Raw genomic sequence first — 16,176 nt, 5'->3', positions numbered from 1 at the left:
CATGAGTGCGATTAACCGCCTGGAGATGCGTAATATCTCCATCGCTTTTGGCGGTTTCGCCGCGCTGACCGAGGTGGATTTTGTCACCGACGGCGGTTCGGTGCATGCGCTGACCGGCGCTAACGGCGCGGGCAAATCAACGCTGATGGCGGTGCTGTCCGGCGCCCATAGCCATTATCACGGCGAAATCCTGCTTGATGAGGTGCCGGTCACCATCCGCTCGCCGCGTGATGCCAAAAAACTCGGTATCCATCTGGTCCAGCAGGAAGTGGACGTGGCGCTGGTGCCGCAGCTCAGCGTGGCGGAAAACATTCTGCTCGACCAACTGGCGGAACCGGGCCACGGCTACCGCTGGAGCGATATCCGCCGCCAGGCGCGCACGCTGCTGGCGCAGCTGGAAGTGAATATTGACGTCAACCGCCTGGTGGAACGCTGTTCGCTGGCGGAGAAACAACAGATTTTGCTGGCGCGCGCCCTCTCCCACCACTGCCGTTTTCTTATTCTTGATGAGCCGACCGCGCCGCTCGACCAGCACGAAAGCGAGCGTCTGTTTAAGGTGGTGCGCCGGTTGCAGCGCAGCGGCATTGGCGTGGTGTTTATTTCTCACCGTATTCACGAACTGAAAGCGATTTGCGATCAGCTGACGGTGCTGCGCGACGGGCGTCTGATTGAAACCGCCCCGATGGCCGCGCTGAGCGGTGAACAGATCGTCGAGAAGATGCTCGGCCACCAGCTGACCGATATCTATCCGCCGCGTCGCGAGCGCCAGACACAGCCGCTGCTGCTGGCGGTGGAAGGTCTGCACGACGAGCAGCTGTTGCAGGATATCTCGCTGCGCCTGCATAAAGGCGAGATTCTTGGCATTGCCGGGCTGGCTGGCGCCGGTAAAACCGAGCTGTGCAAAGCGCTGTTTGGCGCGAGCAAAAGCCGCGTCAGCAAAGGCGAGTTGCATGGCAAACCGTGGCGACCGCGTTCCCCGCATGATTCGGTGGAAAACCGCATGGCGCTGGTACCGGAAGAGCGCCGTAAAGAAGGCATCTTTATTGATGAGTCGGTGGCGATGAACCTGAGCGTCAGCGCCGACGACAGTTTTTCGCGCTGGAGCCTGTTCGGCCATCGTCAGGCATGGCGCTGGGCGGAAGAGGTAATTCAGCGCCTCAACGTGCGCACCACCGGACCGGCTCAGATGTTGCGTCGCCTGTCAGGCGGCAACCAGCAAAAAGTGGCGATCGGCAAATGGCTGCGCAATAACGCTGACGTACTGATTTTTGATGAACCGACCAAAGGGGTCGATATCAAGGCGAAAACCGATCTGTTCAGTCTGATCGACGGTTTGGCGCGGGAAGGCAAAGGCATCATCTACGCCTCGGGAGAGTTTTCCGAGCTGGTGGGCCTGTGCGACCGTATTTGTGTGCTCTGGGACGGGCGCATTGTGGCAGAAATGGAGGGGCGTGAGGCCACAGAAGAGACGCTTTTGCTTTATTCCACCGGAGGAACCCCTGCGTGAGCAGCAAAGAACTATCCCTGAATCCGCAGCCTTCTCTGCGTCATCAGCTGTTTGATTTTCTCTATAAATGGGGCATGTTGCTGACGGTGGTGATCCTGATCGCCGCGTTTGGCCTCGCTTCAGACAGCTTCCTTGAGCCAACCAACATCATCAACATTTTGCGTTCCATCGCGATTGTGACGGTGATTGCCATTGGCGTGTCGATATCTCTGACGGTAGGTGGCTTTGATCTCTCCGTCGGCTCCACCGCCTCGCTGGCCAATGCGCTGGTGATTTCGCTGTTCGTCTGGTACGGCTTTAATACCACTGAAGCCATCGTCATCACCCTGCTGCTGTGCACCCTGGTTGGCCTGGTAAACAGCTTCCTGATTGTGATTCTGCGCATTCCCGACATGCTGGCGACCCTGGCCACGCTGTTTGTGATTCAGGGCGTGGCGATGACCTACAGTTTCGGCGGCTCGATTACCGAAAACATGGTGATGCCGAACGGCGACATGGCCGAAGGGACCATTCCGGCAGGTTTTAACCTGCTCGGCCAGGTGCCGACCATCGTGATCATTATGCTGGTGGTCACCGTGGTGGCGCAGCTGGCGCTGTCGCTGACCAAACACGGTCGGCGCATGTATGCGCTGGGCGGCAACCCGGAAGCGGCGCGCCTGTCGGGCATTCGCACCACGCGCTATCGCGTGCTGGCGTATGTGATCGCCTCGCTGCTGGCGGGTCTGGGCGGCATTCTGCTGGCCTCACGTATTGGTTCTTCCCAGGTGAATGCCGGTAGCGGTTACCTGATGGATGCCGTTGCCGCGGCATGGATCGGCTTCTCGCTGGCCGGTTCCGGCAAACCTAACGCGCTCGGTACGCTGGTGGGCGCGGTGATCCTCGGTGTGCTGCAAAACGGGCTGGTCATGCTTTCCGTGCCCTACTACGCCATGGACATTATCAAAGGCCTGGTGCTGGCTCTGGCCCTGGCGATCACCTATATCCAGCGCCGTTAAGGCGCTTCCTTCAGAAAGAGAACAAAATGAAAAAAATCACCCTTTCGCTGCTGGCCTTAAGCCTGCTGAACGCCAGCGCCGCCTTCGCCGACACCGTGGTGCCGGTACCTGCCGCCATCGCTAATCATAATGGCCCGGTACGCATCGCCATTATCCGTAACCTCGGTTCTGACGATAACACCACCCAGTTTGTCGCCGGGGCCATCCAGCAGGGCCGCCAGCTGGGCTTTAAAGTCAGCACTTTTCTGAGCAACGGGGACGACGCGCGTTTCCAGGACTTCGTTAACCAGGCGATCAGCCAGAAATATGACGGCATCATTCTGTCGCACGGTAAAGAACCCTACTCCACCGCACTGGTGAAACGCATCGTCGATGCCGGTATCAAGCTGTCGGTGTTTGATACGCCGGTGGATACGCCGGTGACGGGCGTGACCGTAACAGCCCAGGATGACGCCTCGCTGGCGCAGGAATCACTCGGTCAGCTGATCAAGGATTTCCACGGCAAAGCCAATATCATCAAGCTGTGGGTCGCAGGTTTCCCGCCGCAGGAACGTCGTCAGGTGGTGTATGAGAAGCTGCTGAAAGAGAACAGCGGTATCCATCAGCTGGAGTCGATTGGTGCGGTCTCTACTGACGTACAGGGCGATACCGCCAACAAGATCGGCGCCATTCTGGCGAAATACCCGAAAGGCAAGATCGATGCGATCTGGGCTTCATGGGATGCCTTCAGCCAGGGCGCGTACAAAGCCTTGCAGGAGAATGGCCGTACTGAGATCAAGCTGTACAGCATTGATGTCTCGAACCAGGATCTGCAACTGATGCGCGAGAAGAACAGCCCGTGGGTGCAGACGGTGGCGGTCGATCCGAAAACCATCGGTGCGGTGAATATGCGCCTGGTGGCGAATAAAATCGCCGGTGAAACCACCCCTGCCAGCTATGAGTTTAAAGCGGCTTCGATTTCTCAGCAGCAGCTGAACAGCCAGCAGGGCGCGGTGAATGTGGCGTCGCTGAATAAGATCATTCCAGGCTGGGGTGAAAACAGCGATTTCGTGGCCCCGTGGTTCGCCACGCTGGAAGCGAAGTACGGTAAGAAATAACGTATCGGTGTGACCAGGTCGGCATAGATGCCGACCCTGCACATAGGGTGCGTATTTATACGCACCTTGTCACAACCCTAACAGCAACTGCCTCTCCAGCTGCGGATTCACCAGCGTCACATGCAATCCCACCAGCCTGACTCCACGCCCCGCGCGGCGTTCGTCCCAGGTCTTGCGTGCTACGGCAATCATGTCCTCTTTATTCAGCACCGGCCAGATATGCTCCTGCGTGGTCTGCTGGAAATCATTGAACTTCAGCTTCACGCCCTGACGGGCGATCAGCTTATCCGGACGGATGCGCGTCAGGCGGCGATCCAGCTCCTCGTAAAGATAATCAATGATCTCCAGGCACTGCTCCCAGCTGTGAATATCCTCCATTAGGGTACGCTCCACGCCGAGCGATTTACGCTCCCGCTCCACCACCACGCCTCGTTCATCAACGCCGTGGCTGCGTTCCCACAGCACCCGGCCAAACTTACCAAAGCGTTTAAGCAGCCGCGCCAGATCCGTCTGCTGCACATCGCCGCAGGTCAGCAGCCCCATCTCCTCCAGCTTTTTCGCCGACACCTTGCCCACGCCGGGAATTTTACTCAGCGGCAGCGTCAGCAGAAAATCCGGCATCACCTGCGGGGTGATCACGTACTGCCCATTGGGTTTATTCAAATCCGAGGCAATTTTGGCGAGAAACTTAATCGGCGCGATACCGGCCGAGGCGGTCAGCTGGGTTTCACGCAGGATATCCGCGCGGATCGCCTGCGCCATTAGCGTCGCCGACCCCTGACAATGCGGGCTGTCGGTGACATCGAGATAGGCTTCATCCAGCGACAGTGGTTCAATCAACGAGGTATAGCGCGAGAAAATATCGCGGATCTGGCGTGAGGCTTCTTTGTAGGCATCGAAGCGGCCAGGCAGCAGGCGCAGGTGCGGGCAGAGCTTCAGCGCCATCGCGGTGGGCATCGCGCTGCGTACGCCATATTCGCGTGCCGGATAGTTAGCGGTGCTGATCACGCCACGCTGGACGCGGCTGCCGCCAATGGCGATGGGGATATCGCGCAAAGAGGGATCATCGCGCATTTCCACTGCCGCGAAAAAGCAGTCCATATCGACATGAATGATTTTGCGCATACCCCCTCCAGACACTGGATAAGTATACAGCACGGCAAATTATCGGCAATCTCTGTCGAACAGGGCATTAAAGTTTACAAATTTATGGGCGTAATCTGATGAAGAAATGGCTAATTTCTCAACCTCCGTATTGATTAAACGCCAGACAATGTTAATGTTGCGCTGCGGTAGCGGATATTTCCGATAATGCAATACAGAGACGTTAAGCGTCACAGTTCCTCTTCACTTCAAGGTACACACAGAATGGGCAGAATCGCATTATTGCTTGCGATGATTTTTATGCCGGTACTCAGCTGGGCAATCACGCCAGAGCCAGTTAATCCCCAGGCTCCGGTGAGCAAAGAACTAAAAAAACAATTACTTGGCACCCCGGTTTATATTCAGATTTTCAAGGAAGAACGCACGCTGGAACTGTACGGCAAGATCGGTAATGAATATCGTCTGCTGGATAGCTACCGCATTTGTAATTTCTCTGGCGGTTTGGGTCCCAAGCGCCGCGAGGGGGATTTTAAAAGTCCGGAAGGGTTTTATAGCGTCAGGCTGAATCAGTTAAACCCGGATAGCCATTATTATCGCGCGATCAATACCGGTTTCCCGAACCAATTCGACCGCGACAATGGTTACAGCGGCAAATACCTGATGATCCATGGCGACTGTAAATCCATTGGCTGCTATGCCATGACCAACGCCTATATGGATGAGATTTACACCTACGTTAACGCCGCGCTGCGTAATGGACAGGAAGAGGTGCCCGTTAACATCTATCCGTTCCATATGACCGACAGCAACATGCAGCGTCACCGCTATTCAACTTACGCCAGCTTCTGGCGTCAGCTGCAACCGGGTTATGCCTATTTTGAGAAGTACCATCTGCCGCCGACGGTAAACGTCACGGCGTCAGGTCAGTACGCGGTAAACAGCAGTCCGGCGGTGATGACCGCGCCAGACGCTGCCTCAAAATCATTCCTGGCGCTCACCCAGGCAAAATAGTACCCATTCGCCTGGCACTATCCGGTGCCAGGTTTCATTCCCTGTCAGCGGCTGCGTAGCAATCACCGTCACCACATCCTGGGGCGTGGTCTGCTGCTGGAAATCAATCTCCACATCCTGATCGAGCAGCTTGGCTTTGCCGAACGGCGCACGGCGGGTGATCCAGTACAGATTGGTCGAACAGAACGCCATCAGATAGCGCCCGTCGGACAACAACATGTTGAACACCCCTTTGTGGCGCAGCTCTGCCGCCAGCTCGGCGATATAGCGAAACACCGCCGGCCAGTTACCTGGCGTGCGTGGATAGCGCTCGGTCAGCTTGTGCAGGATCCAGCAGAACGCTTTTTCGCTGTCGGTTTCCCCCACCGGGCGGAAATGGCCGGTCTCCAGCTGGCGATAACCTTTCAGCTGCCCATTGTGGGCATAGGTCCAGTTGCGGCCCCATAGCTCACGGGTAAACGGATGGGTGTTCTCCAGCGACACCTGACCCCGGTTCGCCTGGCGAATATGCGCCACCACCGAATGCGATTTGATCGGGTATTCCTGAACCAGACGGGCGATCGGCGAGTTGAAGCTCGGCAGCGGATCTTTGAAGGTGCGGCAGCCTTTGTCTTCGTAAAAGGTAATGCCCCAGCCATCTTTGTGCGGACCGGTTCCGCCGCCCCGCTGCACCAGACCGGTAAAACTGAAACAGATATCCGTGGGGACATTGGCGCTCATCCCGAGCAATTCGCACATAGCAACCGCCTTAGTAAAATCCTCCCACTAACGCGGGAGGAGAAGCCACGACTTACTTCACCATCTCTTTTTCGATCAGCAGCATCAGGATATGGATCACTTTAATGTGAATCTCCTGGATGCGGTCGGCATAGCCGAAGTGCGGCACACGGATCTCGATATCCGCGCTGCCCGCCATTTTACCGCCGTCTTTGCCGGTCAGGGTGATCACCTTCATGCCCTGCGCGCGCGCCGCTTCCACCGCTTTGATGATGTTGGCGGAGTTGCCGGAAGTGGACAGCCCCAGCAGCACGTCACCCGGACGGCCCACCGCTTCGATATAGCGGGAGAACACATAATCGTAGCCAAAATCGTTGCTGACGCAGGAGAGGTGGCTGACATCTGAGATGGCAATCGCCGGATAGCCAGGACGGTTTTCGCGATAGCGCCCGGTCAACTCTTCGGCGAAGTGCATGGCATCGCAGTGCGAGCCGCCGTTACCGCAGGAAAGCACTTTGCCGCCCGCTTTGAAGCTGTCTGCCAGCAACACGGCTGCACGCTGAATGGCATGGATGTTGGCTTCATCGCTGAGGAAATTGTTCAGCGTATCGGCGGCTTCATTGAGTTCTGACCGGATAATGTCCTGATACATAGGGATGTCCTTTAGAGGGAAAGATTGACCCTGCAAGTTTAACGGAATGGCGCCGGGGCGCAAAGCGCCCGCAGCGGCGAAAGCCAGACGGCGGGCGGGAAAAAACGTCAGGTCCTGTGTCAGATCAACCTTGCCTGACGATTTTGTGAGATCGGTTGTAATTGCGTTGTAAACAGATTGATAAATTTGCGCCGCTGCTCTAAACCTCTATACATAACAGGTCAGACCTCTTACAACTTACGGAGCGGTTCATTATGCTGGTTGCCTCAATCGTTGCGACGCTGATATTGGTTAGCGCCCTCTTCTATCATCAACTCTCCCTGCGACTGAGCAGCGCCATCCTGCTGCTATGGACCGCAGCGCTGGCGATCGCCGGATTGTGGACGCCGTGGCTGCTGCTGCCACTCGCCATCATCCTGCTGCCGTTTAACCTGACTGCGATGCGCCGTGCGATGTTCTCCCGACCGATGCTGCACAGCTTCCAGAAAGTGATGCCGCCGATGTCGCGCACCGAAAAAGAGGCGATTGATGCCGGTACCACCTGGTGGGAAGGCGATCTGTTTCGCGGCAAGCCGGACTGGCAAAAGCTGCACAACTATCCGCAGCCGCGGCTGACGGAGGAAGAACAGGCATTTATTGATGGCCCGGTGGAAGAAGCCTGCCGGATGGCGAATGACTTCCAGATCACCCATGAACTGGCCGACCTGCCGCCGGAACTGTGGGCGTACCTGAAAGAACATCGCTTCTTCGCCATGATCATTAAAAAAGAGTACGGCGGACTGGAATTCTCCGCCTATGCCCAGGCGCGCGTATTGCAGAAACTGGCGGGCGTCTCCGGCATTCTGGCGATCACCGTCGGCGTACCGAACTCACTCGGCCCCGGCGAGCTGCTGCAACATTACGGCACCGATGCGCAGAAGGATCATTACCTGCCGCGTCTGGCGCGTGGTGACGAAATCCCCTGCTTTGCCCTGACCAGCCCGGAAGCGGGTTCCGATGCCGGTGCCATCCCCGATACCGGCGTGGTGTGCATGGGCGAGTGGCAGGGCAAACCGGTGCTGGGTATGCGCCTTAGCTGGAACAAGCGTTACATCACGCTGGCGCCGATTGCGACCGTGCTCGGTCTGGCGTTTAAACTTTCCGATCCGGAGCACCTGCTGGGCGACACCGAAGAACTGGGCATTACCTGTGCGCTGATCCCGACGCACACGCCGGGCGTGGAGATTGGTCATCGCCACTTCCCGCTCAACGTGCCTTTCCAGAACGGCCCGACGCGCGGCAAAGATATCTTTGTACCGATTGATTACATCATCGGCGGCCCGGCCATGGCCGGACAAGGCTGGCGTATGCTGGTGGAATGTCTGTCGGTCGGACGCGGCATTACCCTGCCGTCCAACTCCACCGGCAGCCTGAAAAGCATCGCGCTGGCGACCGGAGCCTATGCGCACATTCGTCGTCAGTTCAAAGTCTCCATCGGCAAGATGGAGGGGATTGAGGAGCCGCTGGCGCGTATCGCCGGTAACGCTTACGTCATGGATGCGGCGGCCACGCTGATTACCAGCGGCATTATGCTGGGCGAAAAACCGGCGGTGCTGTCGGCGATTGTTAAATATCACTGCACCCATCGCGGCCAGCAGTCGATCATCGACGCAATGGATATCGCCGGGGGTAAAGGCATCATGCTCGGCGAGAACAACTTCCTCGCCCGCGCCTATCAGGGTGCGCCGATCGCCATTACCGTCGAGGGCGCCAACATTCTGACGCGCAGCATGATTATCTTCGGCCAGGGCGCTATTCGCTGCCATCCGTGGGTGCTGGAAGAGATGAACGCCGCCGCGAAGAACGATTTACCGGCCTTTGACCGCGCCCTGTTCAGCCATATTGGTCACGTCGGCAGCAACAAGGTGCGCAGCCTGTGGCTGGGTCTGACCGGTGGCCGTACCAGCGCCACGCCAACCCGTGACGTGACGCGCCGCTATTACCAGCAACTCAACCGTCTGAGCGCCAACCTGGCCTTGCTGTCGGATGTCTCAATGGCGGTGCTGGGCGGCAGCCTGAAACGCCGCGAACGTATCTCCGCGCGTCTGGGTGATGTGCTGAGCCAGCTTTATCTGGCCTCTGCCACGCTGAAACGCTATGACGATGAAGGCCGCAATGAAGCCGATCTGCCGCTGGTGCACTGGGGCGTGCAGGATGCGCTGCATCAGGCCGAAATGGCGATGGATGCGCTGCTGCGCAACTTCCCGAACCGCTTTGTCGCTGGCGCGCTGCGTATGGTGATCTTTATCGGCGGCCACCACTGCCCGGCACCGTCTGATAAGCTCGACCATAAGCTGGCGAAACTGCTGCAACTGCCGTCAGCCACGCGTACCCGCCTTGGTCGCGGTCAGTATCTGACGCCGAGCGCGCATAACCCGGCGGGCCAGCTGGAGCAGGCATTGCAGGATGTGATGGCGGCGGAGGTGATTCATGATCGTCTGTGCACGCAGCTGAAGAAACATCTCTCCTTCACCCGGCTGGATGCGCTGGCACAGCGTGGTCTGAAAGAGGGCTGGATTGATGAGGCTGAAGCGCAGATCCTGACCCGTGCCGAAGCCAGCCGCCTGCGCGCCATCAACGTTGATGAGTTTGCGCCGGAAGCGCTGGCGGTGCCAAAACCGCAGAGTAAAACGCCAGCCCGCGCCAGCGAAGCGGCGTAAATGTAGCGACCGTCCCCGGTGCGGATAAAACCGCACCCTACGTCTTTTTGTAGCGGCGCGATTTATCGCGCCGCTACGGAAGGTGCCAGAAGATTTATCCCGCCTGACGAATACGCGCAATCAGCGCATCCACATCGTCGATATGGTCTGCCGCCAGAATCAGCGTGCGGCCCAGCGTGATGCAGCTACGGATGCATTCGGTGCGCATCGCGTCATCGCCAATCTGTTTAAAGTCAGCTACGTGAGACATGCCCACCGTGCGGCGGATCAGTTCGGTGCCGCAGTAACCGATGGTGTCGCGCCATACCTTACGCAGGAAGGCCGCGGCATAGCCCGGATACGCCAGCGCCACATCGCTGGTTTTGGCGGCCGCCAGTTCGAGGAAGCGCGTCGCGAACGTGCTCCAGACCTGGTGCACATCGCTCAGACGACGCTCACGCCCTTCAGCCGCTTCACGCGGTGCCAGCAGGCCCGGCAGACAGCAGTAGTTAATCAGCAGATTGCCCAGCGTAGTGCCGACATCAAAACCAATCGGTCCGAAGTAGCCAAACTCGGCGTCAATCGCCTTCAGGCTGCCGTCAGCCACAAAGATCGAGCCGCTGTGGATATCACCGTGCAGCAGCGCTTCGGCATCGGCAAAGAAACGGTGTTTCAGGCTGGCGACCGCAATTTTCAGCGCGTCGTCTGTGCGCAGGCTGGCAACCAGCGGCTCCAGCGCGGCCGGGTATTTATTGCGCTCATGATCCATGTAGGGATCGTTGAAGAACAGATCTTCGGTGATTTCACACAGTTCCGGGTTGATAAAGCGCGCCACCTCGGCTTTTTTGGTGTGCGGATGCAGGTGGAAATCCGAGGTATGGAACAGGGTCTGCGCCAGATATTCGCCCAGCTGCGTCGCCGCCTGCGGATAGTAAACGCCTTTCACCAGCTCGCCGCGCCAGATGCGATGGCTGGAGAGATCTTCCATCACCATCACCGCCAGCTCAGCATCATAATGGGTGACGTGTACGGTATGCTGCGGGCAATATTTGTAGTGCTCCACCAGCGTCTCGGCTTCAATACGTGCGCGATCCAGCGTTAACGGCCAGGATTCACCGACGCAGCGCACATAAGGCAGCGCCTGTTTCACCACCACGCGGCTGGCACCCTGGTTGTCGTAAATCTTGAACACCAGGTTGAGATTCCCATCACCGATCTCCTCGGCGCTCACCAGCGCTGACGGATCGTCCACACCGCCAAATTGTTTTGCATATTCCACAGCATCGGCAGCGGTGAACGTACGGTATTGCGACATTGCCTGTTCCTCGAGAATCATAAGTAATAAGCCGTTCAGACGTCTATACATCCGTCACGCATGTTGGCACAATAGCCGCCAATAACGCAACAGGGATTTCATACCATGCAAGCACTTCGCACCACCAGCCTGGAAATTCGCGACAACGCACTCTGGATCCTCGACCAGCAGGCGCTGCCACAGCAGAAAAACTGGCTGCCCGCCCACACGGTGGCGCAACTGGTTGATCATATCCACGCCTTGCGCGTACGCGGCGCGCCGCTGATTGGTCTCTCCGCCAGCCTGCTGCTGGCGCTGCTGGCCGAACAGGGACTGAATCAGGCCGAACTGGGCGAGGCGCTGGAGGTGCTGCGCGCGGCACGCCCGACGGCGGTCAATCTGATGAACAATCTGGACCGGATGAAAGGCGCGCTGGCGCAGAGTGATTTCGTTACGGCGCTGACGACTGAAGCCCTGCGTCTGGTGGCGGAAGATAAACAGCTGTGCGACAACATCGCACGCGCGGGCAGCGAGCTGGTGACGCCGGGCAGCCAGCTGCTGACCCACTGCAACACCGGGGGTCTGGCGACCGCAGGCGTCGGCACCGCGCTGGGCGTGATTGCCTGTGCGCATCAGCAGGGCAAGGTGAAGAATGTCTGGGTGGATGAAACCCGTCCGCTGTTGCAGGGCGGCCGTCTGACCGCGTGGGAGCTGGGCGAGCTGAAGATCCCTTACCAGCTGATCACCGATTCGATGGCGGCCAGCCTGATGGCGCGTGGCGTGGTGGATGCGATTTGGGTCGGGGCGGATCGTATTGCCGCCAATGGCGATGTGGCGAATAAAATCGGCACCTACAGCCTGGCGGTGCTGGCGCATTATCATGGCATCCCATTTTATGTCGCGGCCCCGCACACCACACTGGATCGTCTGTGCCCGAACGGCGCCGCGATTCCGATTGAGCAGCGCGCCGCCAGCGAAGTGACCGGCGTGGCAGGCAGCTTTGGTAGCGTGCAGTGGGCGCCGGAAAATGCGGCGGTGTATAACCCGGCGTTTGACGTCACACCGGCGAAACTGATCAGTGGCTGGGTGCTGGATACCGGCGTAGTAACGCCAGCGCAGGTTGAGGCAGGGATTTTTCAACCGTAAGGTCGGGAGTTACCCCGACCGGGTCAACTTCCGCACCCAACTACGCCAGGCGCGGATAAGCATCGGCGATGCTGTCGCCGGTGAAATTCGCAATCCAGCCTTCCTGGTTGTCGAAAATACGAATCGCGGTAAAGTGCGGCTCAGAACCCATATCGAACCAATGTGGCGTACCGGCGGGCACGGAGATCAGGTCCTGCTTTTCACACAGGATCTGATACACCTGACCATCCAGATGCAGGCAGAACAGGCCTGAACCTTCCACAAAGAAACGCACTTCATCTTCACTGTGGGTATGTTCATTGAGGAACTTCAGACGCAGTGCTTCTTTCTGCGGGTTATCCGCACGCATACTCAGCACATCCCAGCTCTGATAGCCCTTTTCCGCCACCAGACGATCGATCGCATGCTGGTACGCCTTGATCACCGTATCAGAATCCGGGTTGGCACCCAGATCGCGATCCGCTTCCCAGCGTTCAAAACGCACGTTCTTCGCGTTCAGACGCTCACGAATCGCTTCCGCATCGGTACTGTGCCATACCGGCTGGCTGGCTTCAGTATCGGTAAAAATGGTCAGTGCACTCATCCTAAATCGACTCCGGGTTAATCTGGGAAAAATCGTTTACCTGACGATGGCGACTGTCACTGTCCGCCTCGCCGCGAATTAACTGCAACGTATGCCAGCCCGCTTCGGCTGCCGCGTCCAGTTCCTGATGAATATCGGACAAGAACAACAGCTCGGACGGCGCAACGCCAATCTGTTCAGCGATATTGCGGTAGGACTGGGTTTCACGCTTGGCGCCGACGCCAGTATCAAAATAGCCGCTAAACAACGACGTTAAATCACCTTCATCGCTGTAGCCAAATAACAATTTCTGCGCCGCCACCGATCCGGAGGAATAAACGTACAACGCTTTGCCCTGCTGCTGCCAGCGTTCAAAGGCGGGCAGCACGTCCGGGTAGAGATGGCCGGTAAACTGGCCGCTGACATAACCCTCGCGCCAGATCATGCCCTGCAACGCTTTCAGGCCCGGCGATTTGCGATCCGCGTCGATGTAGCTCAGCAGCGTATCGATCACCGCCGCCAGCGTGGCCTGGGGGGCGTCTGATTCCTGACGCACCGCGTCGAGTGCCGCCGCCACCGGCGCATCCGCCTGATGCTGCTGAACAAAAGCCGCCAGATGCTGGCGGGCATAAGGGAACAATACGTTGTGAACAAAGCGGATATCGCTGGTGGTGCCTTCAATATCGGTAACAATTGCGCGAATCATCTGGCCTCCAGCAGCCGACGTTGTACTTCACATTCAAATAAAAATTCCAGCCCTTCCAGATGACGGCGGGCTTCATTGACATCCTTGCCCCAGCAGGTCAGGCCGTGGCCGCGCAGCAAAAAACCGTAACGCAGGGGCGTTGCGGCCGCGAAGTCGGCAATACGCTGCGCCAGCGCGTCAATATCCTGATCGTTATCGAATAGCGGAATCGCCACGGTGTTGAGATGACTATCCTGACCCGCGAGGGTCTTCTGCATCTCGTAACCGCTCAGCAGCAGCGCACTGCCCTTTTCAACGCGCGACAGCACCGTCGAATTCACCGTGTGTGTATGCAGCACCGCGCCCGCTTCCGGGAACAGGCGATAGATGAGGGTATGCAGCCCGGTCTCCGCCGACGGTCTGCGCCCGGACGGCACCTCATTGGTGGCAATCTCCACCTGAATAAAGTCATCGCGCGTCAGGCGGCCTTTATCCTTGCCGGAAGCACTCAGCAGGCAATACTCCGCATCCTGACGCACCGACATATTGCCGCCGGTGGCCGGTGCCCAGCCTTTCGCGCCAATCCAGTGGCAGGCAGCCACCAACTGTTCCAGTGGAAGAAAATCGGTCATAGCGATGTTGGTATCCCGCAGGTTAGGTTTAGCCGTCTAAGCGTCTCGATTGCCAAATATTAACATCCTGTTTATAGTGGCAGCAACACAGGGTTCACTTCGCAACGACATTCGCGCTTAAGGCCAGGAACAATGACGCAGCACAACCTGATTCCCGAGAGCAAATTACCCGCGCTCGGCACCACCATTTTTACCCAGATGAGCGCCCTGGCGCAGCAGCATAACGCAATTAACCTGTCGCAGGGTTTTCCTGATTTCGACGGTCCGCGCTATTTACAGGAGCGCCTGGCGTATCACGTTAGCCAGGGGGCGAACCAGTATGCGCCGATGACCGGCGCACTGCCACTGCGCGAAGCCATCGCGGCGAAAACGGCTGAACTCTATGGCCACCAGCCAGATGTCAACAGCGACATTACCGTCACCGCCGGTGCTACCGAGGCGCTGTACGCCGCCATCACCGCGCTGGTACGTCCGGGCGATGAAGTGATCTGCTTCGATCCCAGCTATGACAGCTACGCCCCTGCCGTGCAGCTGGCCGGTGGTGTACTGAAACGCATTGCCTTGCAACCGCCGGGTTTCCGCGTTGACTGGGCACAATTCCGCGATCTGCTGAGCAGCAAAACCCGTCTGGTGATCCTCAACACGCCGCACAATCCCTCCGCCACCGTCTGGCGCAAGAGCGATTATGCCGAGCTGTGGCAGGCCATCGCCGCGCAGGAAATCTATGTGCTGAGCGATGAAGTTTACGAACACATCTGTTTTGCCGAAGAGGGCCACGCCAGCGTGCTGGCGCATGAGGAACTGCGTCAGCGGGCGATTGCGGTGTCATCCTTTGGCAAAACCTTCCATATGACCGGCTGGAAAGTGGGTTACTGCGTGGCGCCTGCGGCGATCAGCGCAGAGATCCGCAAGGTGCATCAGTATCTGACCTTCTCGGTGAATACCCCGGCCCAGCTGGCGATTGCCGATATGCTGCGCGCCGAGCCAGAGCATTATCGTGAGCTGCCGGAATTTTACCGCGCCCGCCGCGACCGTCTGGTGCAGGCGCTGGCGAAAAGCCGTTTTAACGTGCTGCCCTGTGAAGGCACCTACTTCCTGCTGGCGGATTACAGCGCGATTTCCGATCTTGATGACGTGAGTTTTTGCCAGTGGCTGACGAAAGAAGTCGGCGTGGCGGCGATTCCGCTGTCGGTGTTCTGCGCCGATCCTTTCCCGCATAAGCTGATCCGCCTGTGCTTTGCCAAACAGGAAGCGACGCTCGACGCCGCAGCGGAGCGCTTATGTCAGCTTTAAAAATCACCGTGTTGCAGGAAACTCTGAGCTGGATGGATGGCGCGGCGAACCTGCGCCACTTTGATGGCGTGCTGAAAGGCATTGAAGGGCGCGATCTGATCCTGCTGCCGGAGATGTTTACCACCGGTTTCGCGATGGAAGCGGCGGAAAGTTCGCTGCCGCAGGAAGACGTGGTAGCCTGGCTGCATCAACATGCCAAAACCAGCAATGCGCTGGTGGGCGGCAGTGCCGCGATTCAGACGGAAAAAGGCGCGGTAAACCGTTTCCTGCTGGTTGAACCGGACGGCACGCTGCACCAGTACGACAAGCGTCACCTGTTCCGCATGGCGAACGAGCATCAGCATTATGTGGCGGGTGAGACGCGCGAAGTCTTCAGCTGGCGCGGCTGGCGCATTCTGCCGCAGATTTGTTATGACCTGCGCTTCCCGGTGTTTGCCCGCAATCGTAATGATTACGACCTGGCGCTGTTTGTCGCCAACTGGCCGGCGCCGCGCGCGCTGCACTGGCAGTCGCTGCTGCTGGCAAGGGCGATTGAGAATCAGGCGTATGTGGCGGGTTGTAACCGCGTAGGCAGCGATGGCAATCAGCATCAGTACAGCGGCGACAGCCGGATTATTTCGCCACAGGGTGAGATTCTGGCCGCAGCCGAGCCGTTTGCGCGGGCGCGCATTGATGCCGAGCTGTCACTGGAGGAGTTGCGGGCGTATCGCGAGCGCTTCCCGGCGTGGCGCGATGCGGATGCATTTTCGTTGTGATGGTGCGGCCATGGGCCAGGTGCGCATAAAGGCGCACCCTACCCATAG

General features: G+C 58.4%; 15 protein-coding genes. 8 read left to right on the top strand and 7 right to left on the bottom strand.

What is annotated here, in order from left to right; genetic code table 11:
• The first annotated feature begins 1 nt into the window (after window position 1).
• Genes AC6I8V_RS04330 through AC6I8V_RS04320 form a run of 3 tightly spaced genes read left to right on the top strand, consistent with a single transcriptional unit; the run spans window position 2 to window position 3,599 of the window.
• A complete protein-coding gene (locus AC6I8V_RS04330) occupies window positions 2–1,507 on the top strand; it encodes a sugar ABC transporter ATP-binding protein (RefSeq protein ID WP_497844695.1) in 1,506 nt (501 codons plus the stop codon).
• The gene (locus AC6I8V_RS04325) at window positions 1,504–2,502 is read left to right on the top strand and encodes an ABC transporter permease (protein WP_497844694.1); all 999 of its coding nucleotides are present in this window, start codon (window positions 1,504–1,506) and stop codon (window positions 2,500–2,502) included. Before AC6I8V_RS04330 ends, AC6I8V_RS04325 begins: the two co-directional genes overlap by 4 nt.
• A gap of 26 nt (window positions 2,503–2,528) precedes the next feature.
• Window positions 2,529–3,599: a sugar ABC transporter substrate-binding protein gene (locus AC6I8V_RS04320; protein WP_497844693.1), complete on the top strand. Its 1,071-nt coding sequence runs from the start codon at window positions 2,529–2,531 to the stop codon at window positions 3,597–3,599.
• Between the two features lie 69 nt (window positions 3,600–3,668).
• On the opposite strand, the gene dinB is transcribed toward AC6I8V_RS04320, so the two are convergent.
• Complete coding sequence (gene dinB, locus AC6I8V_RS04315; RefSeq protein WP_497844692.1) at window positions 3,669–4,724, bottom strand: DNA polymerase IV; 1,056 nt, start codon at window positions 4,722–4,724, stop codon at window positions 3,669–3,671.
• 243 nt (window positions 4,725–4,967) lie between these two features.
• Here dinB and dpaA point away from each other — a divergent pair, with 243 nt between their 5' ends.
• Window positions 4,968–5,714, top strand: coding sequence for a peptidoglycan meso-diaminopimelic acid protein amidase (gene dpaA / locus AC6I8V_RS04310; RefSeq protein WP_497844691.1), 747 nt, complete (start codon window positions 4,968–4,970; stop codon window positions 5,712–5,714).
• Here dpaA and AC6I8V_RS04305 read toward each other — a convergent pair.
• Window positions 5,685–6,452 carry a class II glutamine amidotransferase gene (locus AC6I8V_RS04305; protein ID WP_497844690.1) on the bottom strand — a complete coding sequence of 256 codons (768 nt, stop codon included), beginning with the start codon at window positions 6,450–6,452 and terminating at the stop codon, window positions 5,685–5,687. The two genes, dpaA and AC6I8V_RS04305, sit on opposite strands and share 30 nt — an antisense overlap.
• Before the next feature lie 52 nt (window positions 6,453–6,504).
• Window positions 6,505–7,083: a D-sedoheptulose 7-phosphate isomerase gene (lpcA, locus tag AC6I8V_RS04300; protein ID WP_497844689.1), complete on the bottom strand. Its 579-nt coding sequence runs from the start codon at window positions 7,081–7,083 to the stop codon at window positions 6,505–6,507.
• A 254-nt stretch (window positions 7,084–7,337) separates the two neighbouring features.
• Between lpcA and fadE the strand changes: the two genes are divergently transcribed.
• Window positions 7,338–9,782: an acyl-CoA dehydrogenase FadE gene (gene fadE, locus AC6I8V_RS04295; protein WP_497844688.1), complete on the top strand. Its 2,445-nt coding sequence runs from the start codon at window positions 7,338–7,340 to the stop codon at window positions 9,780–9,782.
• Window positions 9,783–9,876: 94 nt separating this feature from the next.
• Here the strand turns inward: fadE and mtnK are convergent, their stop codons facing one another.
• A complete protein-coding gene (gene mtnK, locus AC6I8V_RS04290) occupies window positions 9,877–11,076 on the bottom strand; it encodes an S-methyl-5-thioribose kinase (protein WP_497844687.1) in 1,200 nt (399 codons plus the stop codon).
• A gap of 105 nt (window positions 11,077–11,181) precedes the next feature.
• On the opposite strand from mtnK, the gene mtnA reads away from it, so the two are divergent.
• On the top strand, window positions 11,182–12,201 hold the full coding sequence (gene mtnA / locus AC6I8V_RS04285) for an S-methyl-5-thioribose-1-phosphate isomerase (RefSeq protein ID WP_497844686.1): 1,020 nt from the start codon (window positions 11,182–11,184) through the stop codon (window positions 12,199–12,201).
• 40 nt (window positions 12,202–12,241) lie between these two features.
• Here the strand turns inward: mtnA and AC6I8V_RS04280 are convergent, their stop codons facing one another.
• Genes AC6I8V_RS04280 through AC6I8V_RS04270 form a run of 3 tightly spaced genes read right to left on the bottom strand, consistent with a single transcriptional unit; the run spans window position 12,242 to window position 14,080 of the window.
• Entirely contained in the window at window positions 12,242–12,784 is a 543-nt protein-coding gene (locus AC6I8V_RS04280) for a 1,2-dihydroxy-3-keto-5-methylthiopentene dioxygenase (RefSeq protein WP_497844685.1), read from the bottom strand.
• A gap of 1 nt (window position 12,785) precedes the next feature.
• Window positions 12,786–13,469, bottom strand: a complete 684-nt coding sequence (gene mtnC, locus AC6I8V_RS04275) for an acireductone synthase (RefSeq protein ID WP_497844684.1) — start codon at window positions 13,467–13,469, stop codon at window positions 12,786–12,788.
• Window positions 13,466–14,080, bottom strand: coding sequence for a methylthioribulose 1-phosphate dehydratase (locus tag AC6I8V_RS04270; RefSeq protein ID WP_497844683.1), 615 nt, complete (start codon window positions 14,078–14,080; stop codon window positions 13,466–13,468). Before AC6I8V_RS04270 ends, mtnC begins: the two co-directional genes overlap by 4 nt.
• Before the next feature lie 132 nt (window positions 14,081–14,212).
• Here AC6I8V_RS04270 and AC6I8V_RS04265 point away from each other — a divergent pair, with 132 nt between their 5' ends.
• Window positions 14,213–15,373, top strand: coding sequence for a pyridoxal phosphate-dependent aminotransferase (locus tag AC6I8V_RS04265; RefSeq protein ID WP_497844682.1), 1,161 nt, complete (start codon window positions 14,213–14,215; stop codon window positions 15,371–15,373).
• Window positions 15,361–16,128: an amidohydrolase gene (locus tag AC6I8V_RS04260; protein WP_497844681.1), complete on the top strand. Its 768-nt coding sequence runs from the start codon at window positions 15,361–15,363 to the stop codon at window positions 16,126–16,128. The genes AC6I8V_RS04265 and AC6I8V_RS04260 overlap by 13 nt, the downstream gene beginning before the upstream one ends.
• The last annotated feature ends 48 nt before the right edge of the window (window positions 16,129–16,176 follow it).

The sequence above is a fragment of the Pantoea sp. X-Soil-TKNS-1207 genome (assembly GCF_059730485.1).
Note: the sequence above shows the minus strand (reverse complement) of the source record. Positions and strands in the feature narration are given on the sequence as shown.